General features: G+C 65.4%; 12 protein-coding genes. 5 read left to right on the top strand and 7 right to left on the bottom strand.

Going from position 1 to position 13,146, the window contains the following annotated elements:
• The first annotated feature begins 179 nt into the window (after positions 1-179).
• A complete protein-coding gene (locus ACIP21_RS09765; protein WP_400686827.1) occupies positions 180-1,514 on the top strand; it encodes an MFS transporter in 1,335 nt (444 codons plus the stop codon).
• 7 nt (positions 1,515-1,521) lie between these two features.
• Here the strand turns inward: ACIP21_RS09765 and ACIP21_RS09760 are convergent, their stop codons facing one another.
• Positions 1,522-2,514: a GlxA family transcriptional regulator gene (locus ACIP21_RS09760; protein ID WP_400686825.1), complete on the bottom strand. Its 993-nt coding sequence runs from the start codon at positions 2,512-2,514 to the stop codon at positions 1,522-1,524.
• A 157-nt stretch (positions 2,515-2,671) separates the two neighbouring features.
• On the opposite strand from ACIP21_RS09760, the gene pssA reads away from it, so the two are divergent.
• A complete protein-coding gene (gene pssA / locus ACIP21_RS09755) occupies positions 2,672-4,000 on the top strand; it encodes a CDP-diacylglycerol--serine O-phosphatidyltransferase (RefSeq protein WP_400686823.1) in 1,329 nt (442 codons plus the stop codon).
• Here the strand turns inward: pssA and ACIP21_RS09750 are convergent, their stop codons facing one another.
• Complete coding sequence (locus ACIP21_RS09750; RefSeq protein WP_400686821.1) at positions 4,001-4,963, bottom strand: DMT family transporter; 963 nt, start codon at positions 4,961-4,963, stop codon at positions 4,001-4,003.
• Between the two features lie 103 nt (positions 4,964-5,066).
• On the opposite strand from ACIP21_RS09750, the gene ACIP21_RS09745 reads away from it, so the two are divergent.
• Complete coding sequence (locus ACIP21_RS09745; protein ID WP_400686819.1) at positions 5,067-5,951, top strand: LysR family transcriptional regulator; 885 nt, start codon at positions 5,067-5,069, stop codon at positions 5,949-5,951.
• A gap of 168 nt (positions 5,952-6,119) precedes the next feature.
• Here ACIP21_RS09745 and ACIP21_RS09740 read toward each other — a convergent pair whose 3' ends face one another.
• A complete protein-coding gene (locus tag ACIP21_RS09740; RefSeq protein ID WP_400686817.1) occupies positions 6,120-7,028 on the bottom strand; it encodes a DUF2167 domain-containing protein in 909 nt (302 codons plus the stop codon).
• Positions 7,029-7,245: 217 nt separating this feature from the next.
• Between ACIP21_RS09740 and ACIP21_RS09735 the strand changes: the two genes are divergently transcribed.
• The gene (locus ACIP21_RS09735) at positions 7,246-8,412 is read left to right on the top strand and encodes a GGDEF domain-containing protein (RefSeq protein ID WP_400686815.1); all 1,167 of its coding nucleotides are present in this window, start codon (positions 7,246-7,248) and stop codon (positions 8,410-8,412) included.
• A 113-nt stretch (positions 8,413-8,525) separates the two neighbouring features.
• Here ACIP21_RS09735 and ppnN read toward each other — a convergent pair whose 3' ends face one another.
• Positions 8,526-9,899, bottom strand: a complete 1,374-nt coding sequence (ppnN, locus tag ACIP21_RS09730) for a nucleotide 5'-monophosphate nucleosidase PpnN (protein WP_400686813.1) — start codon at positions 9,897-9,899, stop codon at positions 8,526-8,528.
• Positions 9,900-9,962: 63 nt separating this feature from the next.
• Positions 9,963-11,024: a YeiH family protein gene (locus ACIP21_RS09725; protein ID WP_400686811.1), complete on the bottom strand. Its 1,062-nt coding sequence runs from the start codon at positions 11,022-11,024 to the stop codon at positions 9,963-9,965.
• A 112-nt stretch (positions 11,025-11,136) separates the two neighbouring features.
• Here ACIP21_RS09725 and ACIP21_RS09720 point away from each other — a divergent pair, with 112 nt between their 5' ends.
• Complete coding sequence (locus ACIP21_RS09720; RefSeq protein WP_400686809.1) at positions 11,137-12,024, top strand: LysR family transcriptional regulator; 888 nt, start codon at positions 11,137-11,139, stop codon at positions 12,022-12,024.
• Positions 12,025-12,033: 9 nt separating this feature from the next.
• On the opposite strand, the gene ACIP21_RS09715 is transcribed toward ACIP21_RS09720, so the two are convergent.
• Positions 12,034-12,291 carry a PAAR domain-containing protein gene (locus tag ACIP21_RS09715; protein ID WP_400686807.1) on the bottom strand — a complete coding sequence of 86 codons (258 nt, stop codon included), beginning with the start codon at positions 12,289-12,291 and terminating at the stop codon, positions 12,034-12,036.
• Positions 12,288-13,145 carry a DUF6708 domain-containing protein gene (locus tag ACIP21_RS09710; RefSeq protein ID WP_400686805.1) on the bottom strand — a complete coding sequence of 286 codons (858 nt, stop codon included), beginning with the start codon at positions 13,143-13,145 and terminating at the stop codon, positions 12,288-12,290. The genes ACIP21_RS09715 and ACIP21_RS09710 overlap by 4 nt, the downstream gene beginning before the upstream one ends.
• Position 13,146 lies beyond the last annotated feature (1 nt).

Here is a 13,146-nt window from a genome sequence, read left to right as displayed (position 1 = left end):
CGCCCGCCCCACACACCCCGGCGGTGCCCCCCCCCCCCCAAAAAAAAAAAATAAACCCCCCCCCCCCCGGCGGCGGGGGGGCGCCCCCCCCCCCCCCCCCCCCCCGCCCAGCCAACAACAAGATCACCGTATGACCATTAGCCCCTGCCCCCGACCAGAAAAACCAGAGGGTCCCCGTCATGTCCAGCACCACCCTGAACGCACCCACCCTCGACGGCGCCGCCCCCAGCGCCGAGCGCCAGGCCCTGCGCAAAGCCGCGCGGGCCAGTTTCATGGGCAACTTCGTCGAATGGTTCGACTACGCCGCCTACGGCTACCTGGCCACCATCATCGCCACCACGTTCTTCCCGCAAACGGACAAGACCAGCGGCCTGCTGGCGACCTTCGCGGTGTTCGCCCTGTCATTCCTCGTGCGCCCGCTGGGCGGCGTGGTCTGGGGCCACTTCGGTGATCGCCATGGGCGGCGCAACGCCCTGTCGTGGTCGATCCTGATCATGTCGCTGTCGACCTTCTGCATCGGCCTGTTGCCGGGCTACGCGCAGATCGGCCTGTGGGCGCCCTGCCTGTTGTTGCTGATCCGCCTGGTACAGGGGTTTTCCGCCTCGGGTGAGTACGCCGGCGCTGCGGCTTTCCTGGCCGAATATGCACCACCCGGGCGGCGCGGGCTGTACACCAGCATCGTGCCAGCCAGCACGGCGGCGGGGCTGCTGTTCGGTGCGGCGTTCGTCGTCGTGCTGCACGAGGTGCTCAGCAGCGAAGCGCTGCACGCCTGGGGCTGGCGCTTGCCGTTCCTGCTTGCCGCGCCGTTCGGCCTGGTTGGCCGCTACATCCGCATGAGCCTGCAGGACACGCCCAAGTTCCTGGAAATGGAACAGCGCCTGGAAAGCAAGGCCTGCATGGCGCCGGCGCCGATCCGCGAACTGCTGGGCCAGCACCGCCGCAGCCTGGCCATCGGGCTGGGCGTCACCTGCCTGAATGCGGTGGCCTTCTACCTGCTGCTCAGTTACATGCCCACCTACCTGTCCAGTGAAATGGGCATGAGCGAGCGCGATTCGTTCATTGCCTCGACGGTGTCGCTGGCCACCTACATCGGCCTGATCTTTCTCATGGGCCGGCTGTCCGACCAGTTTGGCCGCAAGACCATGCTGGTGGTGGCGTCGCTGCTGTTCCTGGGCCTGACCGTGCCCTTGTTCAAGCTGCTCGATGGCCAGCCGCTGCTGGTGATCCTGGCGATCCAGATCCTGTTCGGCGCGATGCTGGCGATGAACGACGGGACCCTGCCGTGCCTGCTGGCGGAGATCTTCCCCACGCGGGTGCGGTTCAGCGGCTTTGCCTTGAGCTTCAACCTGGCCAATGCCTTGTTCGGCGGCACGGCACCGTTCATTGCCACCTGGTTGATCCAGGCCACCGGCAACAAGCTGGCGCCGGCCGGGTACCTGCTGGCGGCGGCGCTGGTGGCCTTGCTGGCAATGCTGATGTGCCGGGAGACGGCACATGCAGCGCTGAAAGACTGAGACGGTACTAGTGAAGCGAGGCCTGCCGCCGCTCCCCCAGCGGCGACAGGCCGAAGAAGCGGCTGTAGCTCTTGGAAAAATGCGCCGGCGAGCTGAACCCGCAGGCCAGCGCCACTTCACGCACCTGCACATCGCTGCGCAACAGCAATTCCCGCGCCCGCGACAGCCGCAGCTCCAGGTAATACTGGCTGGGCGTGCGCTGCAGGTGCTTGTGGAACAGCCGCTCCAGCTGGCGCACGGTCACGTCGTTGAGGCTGGCCAGCTCCTCCAGCCCCAGGGGCTCTTCCAGGTTGGCCTCCATGATCGCCACCACCTGGCTCAATTTCGGCTGGCCGCTGCCAAGCAAGGTGCGCAGCGGTACCCGCTGCCGTTCGCGCTCGCCGCGGACGCGGTCGCACAGCAGCAGCTCGGCGGCTTTGGCGGCGATGGCCTGGCCATCGGCCTCGCGGGCGACCAGTTGCAGCATCATGTCCATGGCCGCCACGCCGCCGGAGCAGGTGTAGCGGTCGCGGTCCAGTTCGAACAGCTGGCTGGAGATGACGATGCCGGGAAAGTGCTCCTGCAGCACCTGCAGGTCTTCCCAGTGGATAGTGCAGCGGTAGCCCTTGAGCAGGTCGGCCTTGGCCAGCAGGTAGCTGCCGGTGCAGATCCCGCCCAGCGGCACCTGCTGACGGGCCAGCTGGCGCAGCCAGTCGGTCAGCGGCCGGGTGGCGCGGCTGCGGTCGATCGGGTTGGCGCCGACCACGAACAGGGCGTCCAGCGGCGGGGCATCGCCAAGGCCATGGTCGGGCAGCACGCGCATGCCGTTGCTGGCGGTCACAGGCTCCAGGCTGGCGGCGATCAGGACGGTGCGGTACAAGGGCCGGCGGGCCGCCAGGTTGGCCATGCGCAGGGTTTCCACGGCCGACGCCAGGCCGATGGTGGTGAAGTTGGGCAGGACCAGGAAGCCGAAGGTCTTGACCGGAGAAGGCGTTACCATTGATGTCACGGGGTGGACCATTGCGATCTTCCTGTGCAAGCTGAGGCATAGTTCGTCTGGGGCAGTGGAAAAACCGGCCTCGCATGTTTCTTGTTGTTATGGGATGTTGCCCGTCCGATCTTACACGCGGGCACAACGGCCCGGAATGGACCTGACCGCACACAGAAGGTGATCGTACGTGAACCCCGAATCCATGCTCGCGGCACTGCCAGGCTTTGCCATCGCCCCCCAGGCGATCCAGGTGCTGCCCGATGCCAAGGCTTACCGCAGCTGCCTGCTGGAGCGCATCGCGGCGGCGACTCGGCGCATCGTCATCGTCGCCCTGTATTTGCAGGAAGACGAGGCGGGGCAGGAAGTGCTCGATGCCCTGTACCAGGCCAAGGCCGCCCGGCCCGAGCTGCAGATCACCATCGTCGTCGACTGGTTCCGTGCCCGTCGCGGCCTGCTCGGTGCTGGCCGCCAGCCTGGCAACGCCGCCTGGTACCAGGCCCAGCGCCAGCTGCGCGGGCTCGATGTGGTGATCCACGGCGTGCCGGTGCAGACCCGCGAACTGTTTGGCGTGCTGCACCTCAAGGGCAGCGTCATCGATGACTGCGTGATCTACACCGGTGCCAGCCTGAACAACGTCTACCTGCACCGTTTCGACCGTTACCGCCTGGACCGCTACCACCTGTTCCAGTCGCCAGCGCTGGCCGACGCCATGGTCGACCTGGTGCAGCGCCTGCTGCACCCCACCGCCACGCCGCGCCTGGACCTGCCGGACGTGCCCGCCGCGCGCGGCTTGCGCGGCGACATCCGGCGCCTGCGCGCGCGGCTGCGGCGCATGGCCTACGACGCGCCCGCCGCCGTGCCAGGGCAGGGCCTGCGGGTGGTGCCGCTGCTTGGGGTCGGCCGCGGCAACCCGCTCAACCGCACCTTGTGCGCGCTGCTGGCGGCGGCCCAGTCGCAGATCGTCATCAGCACACCGTATTTCAACCCGCCGCGGGTGGTGATGCGCGAGATCGACCATGCCCTGGACCGGGGCGTGCGCATCGAGCTGATCGTCGGCCACCGCACCGCCAATGACTTCTACATCGCCCCCGGCGAGCCGTTCAGCGCCAGCGGCGCCTTGCCCTACCTGTACGAAGACAACCTGCGCGCCTTCGCCCGCCGGCGCCACGCAGCGATCGCCTGTGGCCAGCTGCTGGTGCGGATCTGGAACGACCCGGGGCACACCTTCCACGCCAAGGGCGTGTGGGTCGACCAGCGCTATTCGCTGCTGACCGGCAACAACCTCAACCCGCGCGGGTTCAACCTCGACCTGGAAAACGGCCTGCTGATCGACGACCCCCAGGGGCAATGGCTGGTGCCCCGGGCCGTGGAGCTGGAGGGGATTCGCCGGCATGCGCCGCAGATCGCTTCGGCCGAGGACCTCGGGGTGAAGGCCGAACACCCCAAGGACGTGCGCAAGTTCCTCCGGCGCCTGCGCTACAGCCGCCTGGAGCCGCTGATCAAGCGGGTGCTGTGATCAGGCGCGGGCCGGCGCCTCGCCAGGCGCGTCGGCCTTGGCATCCCGCTTGCCCGGCTTGAGCCGCGAGACCGCGAACAGCACCACGGCCAGGCCGACTACCTGATACAGCGAAATCTCTTCACTGAGGATCGCCCACGACGCCAGCACGGTCAGCACCGGGCCCAGGTTGCCGACCGCGGCGGTGTGGGTCGCCCCCATGCGCTGGATCGCCAGCGCCACCCAGTAGATCGGCAGCACCGTTGAAAACACCGCCATCAACGCGGCGTTGACCCACACCGCGCTCGGCAGCTGCCACAGTTGCCCGACCGGCGCCACCAGCAGGTAATGCGTCAGCACCATCAGCGACGACGCCATGCCGCAAAGCCCGGCCAGGCGCATCGAGCCCATGCGCTTGAGCATCATCCCGGTGCCGGAGTAGTACAGCGCGTAGGTCACCGCGCTGGCGAACACCCACAGCGACCCCAGCACCACCTGCTGGCCGGCCCCGGCGACACTGACATCGTGCACGAAGGCGATGCCCAGCCCCGCGTAGCACAGGGCCATGGCCGAGAGCGTGCGCAGGCTGGGCCGTTCACGCAGGGCGATGGCCTGGATCACCAGCACCAGGGTGGGGTAGGTGAACAGGATCAAGCGTTCGAGGCCGGCACTGATGTACTGCAAGCCATAGAAGTCGAACAGGCTGGACAGGTAGTAGCCCAGCAGCCCGAGTATGGCTACGCGCAGGCCGTCACCCATCGTCAGTGGCACGCTCGCCTGGCGCCGGCTGGCCCACACCAGCCAGGCGAACAGCGGCAACGACAGGCCCATGCGCAGGGCCAGCAGGCTGATCGCGTCGACCGGGCCGGCGGCATAGGCGAGCTTGACGAAGATGGCCTTGAAGCTGAAGCCCAGCGCGGCCAGCACGGCGTACAGGGCGCCGCTCTGGAGTTGGCGGTGGATCAGGCGGCTCAATGCGTTCATGGGGGAGTCCGTGACAAGGGAGGGCAGGGCTTATTCTGATCAGAACGCAGGCGCGCTAGAATCGCTTTTTATCGAACATGCCATTCGTTTTTGGAGAAGGCCCGTGCACTTTGACCTGCCTGACTTGCGCCTGCTGCTCGCCATTGCTGCCAGCGGCAGCCTGAGCAGGGCCGCAGCGACCATTCCGGTGGCGGTTTCCGCTGCCAGCAATCGCCTGCGGCTGCTGGAGGCGCGCTCCGGCGTGGTTCTGTTCACCCGCAGCGCCGAAGGCATGCAGGCGACCCCGGCCGGGCGCCTGGTGCTCGAGGGTGCCCGTAGCGTGCTGGCCCAGGCGCAGGTGCTGCAGGACACCCTGGAAGAGCTGACCGGCCAACGGCGTTTCACCTTGCACCTGGCGGCCTCCACGGTGAGCAACAGCACCTTGCTGCCCGCCGTGCTTGGGCCGTTTCTGGCAGATTACCCGGAAGTGGACCTGCAACTCAGCGAGTACAAGAGTGTCGAGGTGCTGCGGGCCGTGCTGGCCGGTGAGTGCGAGATTGGCGTGTATGACAGCCCCACGGTCGATCCCGGCGTGGTCACCTTGCCGTTTCGCACCGAGCGCCTGGTGCTGCTGGTACCCGCTGAGCACCCACTGGCCGGTCGCGAGCAGGTGCGTCTGGAGGATGCGCTGGGCTACCCGTTCATCTGCCTGCCCAACGAGCGGCCGATGCAGCGTTTTGTCGAAGGCCTGGCGCTGAACCTGGCGCGGCCGCTCAAGGTCCGGGTGCGGGCGCCAAGCTTCGAGGCGATCGCCCAGTTGGTGGCCCGTGAGGCCGGGATCGCGATGCTGCCCGAGACGGCGGCGATGCGCGCCGAGCAGGAATTGCCGGTGCAGCGGGTGGCGCTGGAGGAGCGTTGGGCGACCCTGGAACTGCGCTTGTGCTTTCGCAGCTGGGAGCAGCTCAGTTCCCATGGGCGGCAACTGGTGACTTTTCTCTCCGGACAATGATGTCGCCGGTACCGCCGTCGGGGTTACGCGGCCCGTAGGAGCGAGCTTGCTCGCGATGGGCTGCAACGCAGCCCCGGCACTCTTTGCTGCGAAGCTGAGAACCGGGGGCCGCTGCGCGCCCCATCGCGAGCAATGCTCGCTCCTACAGTCGAACAGGCTAGGCCAGCATCAGGCTCGCTTGCGCTTGAACAGCTTGCCGAAGAAACCGGCGATGGCCACCAGGCCGAGGATGATGAACTTCTTGAACGCCAGCAGGGCAACACCGATCTTGGCGAACAGGCCCGCCTTGGCGGCGATGCCACCGGCGACCAGGGCGGCCAGGCCGTAGGGCGCCAGCTTGTCGGTCTTGGCGTCGTAGTCGGCGTAGCGGTTGCCGTCGGTGAAGTTGGTGAAGGCGAGGATCTTCGGCGTTTCCTGCTTGATGGTCTGCAGGTCGGCCATCGCCGCCACGGCGTTGAGCTCCAGCACGCCTTCGCGGCCCAGTACGCGGATGCTGTAGTTCAGCGTGGTCTGGTCGGCGTCCTCGGCCTTCAACTCTCGTGCCCAGTACATCTTGTGGGTAGCCTGGTCGTAGCTCGGCGGCTCGGCCCAGCCCAGCAGTGTCAGGCCGGCATAGCCTTCCTTGCGCCGCTCCTTGTTGTCTTCCTCGTCATCGGCCTTCATCTGCTCGAGCAGGTCGGCGTAGTCGATCTTGGCGGCGTCATCGTCGGAAATGTGGCCGTCGTCCTTGTAGCTGATGATCACGCCCCAGCCGTTGTCCGCCAGTGGGCTGACGGCGGTCGGGATGATCATGCCGAGGGTCTTGAGGCCCGGAGGGTTGCCCCAGGCTTCGGTCAGCAGGCGCTCGGTGTCGTCCGGCGACAGGTAGTAGAACTCGTTGTTGAGTTGCAGGCTGGCGATGCCGCTGGGCAGGGTGATTTTGCCGTGCTGTGGCTTGAGCGTGGCCAGCCACTGTTCGGCGGTCAGCTGCGGTTGTTCGCTGGCGGTGGGTGCAGACGCAGGAGTGCTGGCGGCAATGGCGGGCAAAGTGGTTGCGCAGAGCAACACTGCCGCCAATAGCTGGCGCAGGTGTTTCATCGTAGTCCCTTACAATTTGAATTAATTTGGCCGCGAAGGATAACTGAAATGACTGGCAAATCGCCACAATCTCATGTTTGTGCCTGTTCACGGGTCGCGTCACGCTTTGAACAGCTACATTCATTTGCGTGCAACGCGACGCTCCGCCCCTCTGAAAAGTCATGACAAACGCATACAATCGCGCTTTTCCACGTTAACCAGATAGGCCAACTCATCTATGGCGCTCGATCCACCCACGATGCTGACCATCACCATCGCCCTGGCAGCCGCCGCTGCGCTGTACCTGGCGATCGAGTGGCGCAGTGTCCGCGAACCCTCGCTGCTGTTGTGGAGCGCAGGGTTCGCCACCATTACCGTCGGCTCGACCCTGGCGCTGCTGCGCGGGATCGGCCTGCTGCTGATCGGTATCTGGTTCGCCAATGGCTTGCTGGTAGTCGCCCACTGGTTCTTCCTGATGGGCGTGTTGCGCTTCACCCAGTCGCGGCTGTCTCGCGGCTGGCTGGTCATCGTGCTGGTGTGGTTCGGCCTGTTGCTGCTGCCGGTGGGGCCGCAGTGGTCGAAGGTCATGCTGATGGTCAACTCGCTGCTGGTGGCGCTGCTGACGCTCAAGGCCAGCTTCCTGTTGCGCCCGCATGGCAAGTCGCTGAGCGTCGGGGCGGTGCAGCTGCGCTATGTGCTGTTGCTCCATGGCCTGTTCTATGTGGCCAAGGCGATCATCGCGATCACCCCCGGCACGCTGATCGACCTGGCGACCTTCGGCGGCCTGATCATCCAGATTTCCCTGGTCGAGGGGGCCATGGCGATCATGCTGATCGCCTTGTCGATGACCGGCACCGTGCGTTACCGCCGGGAAGAACGCATCGCCCGGCTGGCCGCACGCGATCCGTTGACCGCGCTGTACAACCGCCGGGCGCTGGAGGTACGGGCGCCGCACCTGCTCAAGGAAGTGTGCCCGGCCAGGCCTGGGGCCTTGCTGCTGATCGACATCGACAACTTCAAGCTGGTCAACGACCTGCATGGGCATGCCGCCGGGGACCGGCTGCTGATCGCCTTGAGCGAGATGATCCGCGCGGTGCTGCCGGAGCGTTCGCTGGCGGCGCGGTTGGGCGGGGACGAGTTCGTGATCCTGCTCAGTGCGGCGAGTGGCGAGCGGGTGGTGGAGTTGGGGGACTTGCTGCGTGAGCAGTTCCAGCAGTTTGCCCGGGAAGCGATGCCCACGCCGCAGGCGGTGACCTTGAGCATTGGCGCCAACCTGTTCGATCAGCCGCCGGCGAGCCTGGCGGCGTTGATCGAGCAGGGGGATGTGGCGTTGTACCAGTCCAAGCGGGGTGGCCGCGACAGCATTCGGCTGGTGGACCGGACCGTGGTCAGTCCTGTGAGATAGCCGGGGACTGCTTTGCGGCCCTTTCGCGACACAAGGCCGCTCCTACAGAAGGACGCGGTCCCTGTAGGAGCGGCCTTGTGTCGCGAAAGGGCCGCAAAGCGGCCCCAACGGTCTCAGGTCACAACCTGATAGCAAGGCACATAAGCCGCCCCACCCGGCAACTTCATCCGGTGCTGGTCGACAAACGCCTGCAACAGGCGCCCCAACGGCTCCAACACCGCCGCATCGCCACGGATCTGGTACGGCCCGTGCTCCTCGATCAGGCGTATGCCCTTGTCCTTGACGTTGCCCGCGACGATCCCGGAAAACGCCCGGCGCAGATTGGCCGCCAACTCATGGGGCGGCAGGTCGCGGCGCAGGGCCAGTTCGGCCATGTTGGCGTGGGTCGGATCGAACGGGTGCTGGAAGCCCTCGTCGATCTTCAGCAGCCAGTTGAAGTGGAAGGCGTCGTTGCGCTCGCGGCGGAACTGCTTGACCTCCTTGAGCCCCTCGACCATGTGCCGGGCCACTTCGGCCGGGTCGTCGATGATGATCTTGTAGTGACCCTGGGCCGCCTCGCCCAGGGTGGCGCCGACGAAGGCATGCAGTTGCAGCAGGAACGGCTCGGCGCTGCGCGGCCCGGTCAGCACCACCGGGAACGGCAGGGCCTGGTTGTCCGGGTGCATGAGGATGCCGAGCAGGTAGAGGAACTCCTCGGCGGTGCCGGCGCCGCCGGGGAAGATGATGATGCCGTGGCCGACCCGCACGAAGGCTTCCAGGCGCTTCTCGATGTCCGGCAGGATCACCAGTTCGTTGACGATCGGGTTCGGCGCCTCGGCGGCGATGATGCCCGGCTCGGTCAGGCCCAGGTAGCGGCTGCCGTGCATGCGCTGCTTGGCGTGGGCGATGGTGGCGCCCTTCATCGGCCCCTTCATCACGCCAGGGCCGCAGCCGGTGCAGACGTCCAGCTTGCGCAGGCCCAGCTCGTGGCCGACCTTCTTGGTGTACTGGTATTCCTCGCTGCTGATCGAGTGACCGCCCCAGCACACCACCATTTTCGGCTCGACGCCCGGGCGCAGGGTGCGGGCGTTGCGCAGCAGGTGGAAGACGTAGTCGGTGAGGCCCTGGGAGCTTTCCAGGTCGATGCGCTGGCTGGCCAGCTCGCTTTCGGTGTAGACGATGTCGCGCAGGGCGCTGAACAGCATTTCCCGGGTGCTGGCGATCATCTCGCCATCGACGAAGGCGTCGGCGGGGGCGTTCAGCAGCTCCAGGCGCACGCCGCGGTCCTGCTGGTGGATGCGCACCTCGAAGTCCTTGTAGGCCTCGAGGATGGTCTTGGCATTGTCGACATGGGCGCCGGTATTGAGGATGGCCAGGGCGCACTGGCGGAACAAGGTGTAGAGGGTACCGGTACCGACTTCACTCAGTTGCTGGACTTCACGTTGCGACAGCGTCTCCAGGCTGCCCTTGGGGCTGACGGATGCATTGATGACATGGCGTTGAGGCATCTAAGTCTTTCCTGTGCAGGTAAAAACATCCTTGCAAGACAACACCATACCGATCCCGGCGCGTCAACCCATAAGCCGTTGCACGCCCAGGGTAATTGCCAGGCCGCCACCGACCAGCCAGAGGTTGAGCAGGGCCCCGGTGATCAGCGCGCGGGGGCCGGCCTGGCGGATCTGGCTCCAGCGGGTCTCCATGCCCAGGGCGGTCATGGCCATGGTCAGGGCGAAGGTGTCGAGGCCGTTGACCGCCTGGGTCACGCTGCCCGGCAGCACCTGCAGCGAGTTCACCAGCACCAGGGCGAGAAAGCCGAAGGCGAACCAGGGCATGGCGATGCGGCCGTTGCCTTGTGCCTGGCCTGGCTGGCGCGCCCGGCTGATCCACAGGCCGACCACCAGCAGCACCGGCACCAGCAGCATCACACGGGTCATCTTGACGATGGTGGCGATGTGCGTGGCTTCGGGGCTGACATTGCTCGCCGCGCCGACCACCTGGGCGACTTCATGGATTGTGCCGCCGAGGAACAGGCCTGCGCCCATCGTGTCCAGGTGCAGCCAGCCGGCATTGATCGCCAACGGGTAGAGGAACATCGACAGGGTGCCGAAGAGCACCACACTGCCCACTGCCATGGCGCTCTTGTGCGGCGCGCTGCGCAGTGCCGACTCGAACGCCAGTACCGCGGCGGCGCCGCAGATGGCGCTGCCGGCGGCGGTCAGCAGGGCGGTGTCGCGGTCCAGCTTGAACAGCCGGGTGCCGCACCACAGGCCGATCAGCAGGGTGCTGGTGACCACCAGCAGCGACACCGTCAGCCCCGACCAGCCGACTTCGGCGATCTCCTGCAGGCTCACCCGCAGGCCGAAGAAAGCCACGGCGATGCGCAGCAGGCCACGGGCGGAGAAGTTGATGCCGGCCGCCCAGCTGGCCGGCACGCCATCGCGCAGGGCGTTGCCGTACAGGGCACCGGCGACGATGCCGACGATCAACGGGCTGATGCCCAGGTTGGCGATGGCGGGCAGGGCCGCCAGTTGCGTAACCGCCAGCGCGAACAGCGCGACGAACAGGATGCCGTTGAGCCGCCCTCGGGTGGAGAGGGTGGGCGCCAGCGTGGGGTTGGACGTTACCGTGGCCATGTGGGCCCTCCGGAAAAAGTGTTTCGACATGGCCTACGTTAATCTGGTTATAAGCTTATAAAAAATCGTAATTTAGGATGGCAAGTATCCGTAAAGCTGATATTTTTCAAGCATGACCCCAGAACAGCTGATAACGTTCGCCACCGTGGCCGAGCACGGCAACATCAGCCATGCCGCCCAGGCCCTGCATTTGTCGCAGCCTGCGGTGTCCGGCCAGCTCAAGCTGCTGCAGGAAGCCTTTGGCGAGCCCCTGTACCAACGCGCCGGCCGCGGCGTGCGGCTGACCGCGGCTGGCGAGCAACTGCTGGCCCATGCCGAGCGCCTGCGCGAAACCTTCCGCCAGGCCCAGGCCCTGCGCGAGGCCATGCGCGGGCTGGAGCGCGGCACCCTGCGCATCGGCGCCAGTACCACCCCGGCCAGCTACCTGTTGCCCTACCTGATTGCCGACTTCCACGCGCGGTACCCCGAAGTGCTGGTGACCACTTCCCACGGCAACACGGCCGAAATCGTCGCGGCGTTGGCCAGTGTCGATATCGCCCTGATCGAGGGCCCACCGGGGCAGGAGTTGCCGTTGGGCACCGGCGTGACGGCGTGGCGCGAGGACGAGATCGTCGCCATCGTGCCGAGTGGGCATCCGTTGGTTGACGCCGGTGAGCAAACCTTGACGTCGCTGGGCGCCTATCCGTTGGTGCTGCGCGAAAGTGGCTCCGGGGTGCGGCAGATCGTCGAGCGGGCGTTTGCCCGGCAGGGCGTGGCCATGCGCGTGGCGCTGGAAATTGCCGGGGTGGAAGGGGTTAAGGAAGCAGTCCGGGCGGGGATGGGGATTGGCTTTGTTTCGGCGATGTCGATCCGCCACGAGGACGGAGTGCTGCGGCGGGTTCGGATTGCGCCGGAGCCGTTGGTGCGGCGGTTTTCCATTCTGCTGCCCCATGCCGCCACGCCGTCGCGGGCGGCGGCGCGGTTCATGGAGTTGTGTTTGGGGCAACAAGAAGACAGCTGAAAGGTAGGGTCACTCGAGTCGCCAGCCCGCATCACCTTCCTCCAGATGGCCACCATGATCGGTCCGGTCACCCTCGCGCGCCACGGCCTTGCCTTCGATCTGGCAAGTCGCAGACCCGCTGACAATCACTGCCCCGCAACTTGTGCGGTCGCCGACCCTAGCCACGGCCTTGCCGTTGAAGGTGTAGTGGGTACTGCCGGTTTCCACGACGCTTTTGCCGTGGAGGGGGCAGGTGTGGGAGTGGCCTACCAGTACGACGGGTTTCATGGTTGTTCTCCTGGGGAGGGGGCAGTGCGGGATTCGAGGTCCATTTCGGCGGGCCATTGGACTTTGGGGGCACGTTGATCGAACGGATTGGAGTGAATGCCCTCATTCCAGTCCCAGGGCGGGTTGACGAACTCAGGCAAGGCTTCGGGCCCTTGCTGCATGAATGCTCTTGCTATGTCCCAATACTGCTTGCCTTTTTCTATGTCGTCGGTGAAGAAGAAGCGATCGATGACCTCATCGGTTCCGGGTTTGCGGACTGATATTCGTACTTCCTCCTTCAAGCCTCCGTAACCCATTGGCGCATAAATCCGGTAAGCCTCGGCAGTGAGATCATCCCAGTTGTAGGCAACCGGTTTTACTCCCCAGTTTTTGCGGCCGAAAGGGTGAAGTCGATCCATTCGGTATTGATAGAAATAGACTTTGCGACGGTGCCTGTTGAAGCGGATTGGCTCGTCGCGTGGGAGTTCTAGTTCGAAGCGGATGTAGGGGGTTATCAATACGAATGCCCCGACAAGAATTGCAATCAATACGGTCGTGAGCTCATGGTTGATTTTGAGTGAGGATGTGAAATGCGTGTAGAGTAAGAATGTGCTTCCTATGGTGACGATGAATAGTAGGATGGGGCCGATTACTAGCCAGTAACCCCTAAATAAAAGGATTGATCTGGGGAGCTCCAGATAGTTGCTATGTATTCGATTTGGAGGCGGTTCTAGATTGCTCGTACTTTCCTGCGGAGGTGCCGATTCTTTCGGGGAAGGGAGATCAAATTTCCAGCCGGCTCCACGATGAGGAAGGCTCATGAATTGTTCTCCTGAGTTGCGATCTCTTAGGTCTACCAGCACGACTGGTTTCATG

It is taken from the genome of Pseudomonas sp. NPDC089401, assembly GCF_044749485.1.
Taxonomy (GTDB): Bacteria; Pseudomonadota; Gammaproteobacteria; order Pseudomonadales; family Pseudomonadaceae; genus Aquipseudomonas.
This window is presented reverse-complemented; position numbering and strand designations above follow the sequence as displayed.

Excerpts from the sequence above, each read along its gene's own strand:
- ACIP21_RS09765 (WP_400686827.1), top strand. The coding sequence starts at position 180 with ATGTCCAGCACCACCCTGAACGCACCCACCCTCGACGGCGCCGCCCCC.
- ACIP21_RS09750 (WP_400686821.1), bottom strand. The coding sequence starts at position 4,963 with ATGAACGCATTGAGCCGCCTGATCCACCGCCAACTCCAGAGCGGCGCC.
- ACIP21_RS09710 (WP_400686805.1), bottom strand. The coding sequence starts at position 13,145 with ATGAAACCAGTCGTGCTGGTAGACCTAAGAGATCGCAACTCAGGAGAA.
- ACIP21_RS09715 (WP_400686807.1), bottom strand. The coding sequence starts at position 12,291 with ATGAAACCCGTCGTACTGGTAGGCCACTCCCACACCTGCCCCCTCCAC.
- ACIP21_RS09760 (WP_400686825.1), bottom strand. The coding sequence starts at position 2,514 with ATGGTCCACCCCGTGACATCAATGGTAACGCCTTCTCCGGTCAAGACC.
- ACIP21_RS09740 (WP_400686817.1), bottom strand. The coding sequence starts at position 7,028 with ATGAAACACCTGCGCCAGCTATTGGCGGCAGTGTTGCTCTGCGCAACC.
- ACIP21_RS09735 (WP_400686815.1), top strand. The coding sequence starts at position 7,246 with ATGGCGCTCGATCCACCCACGATGCTGACCATCACCATCGCCCTGGCA.
- ppnN (WP_400686813.1), bottom strand. The coding sequence starts at position 9,899 with ATGCCTCAACGCCATGTCATCAATGCATCCGTCAGCCCCAAGGGCAGC.
- ACIP21_RS09725 (WP_400686811.1), bottom strand. The coding sequence starts at position 11,024 with ATGGCCACGGTAACGTCCAACCCCACGCTGGCGCCCACCCTCTCCACC.
- ACIP21_RS09720 (WP_400686809.1), top strand. The coding sequence starts at position 11,137 with ATGACCCCAGAACAGCTGATAACGTTCGCCACCGTGGCCGAGCACGGC.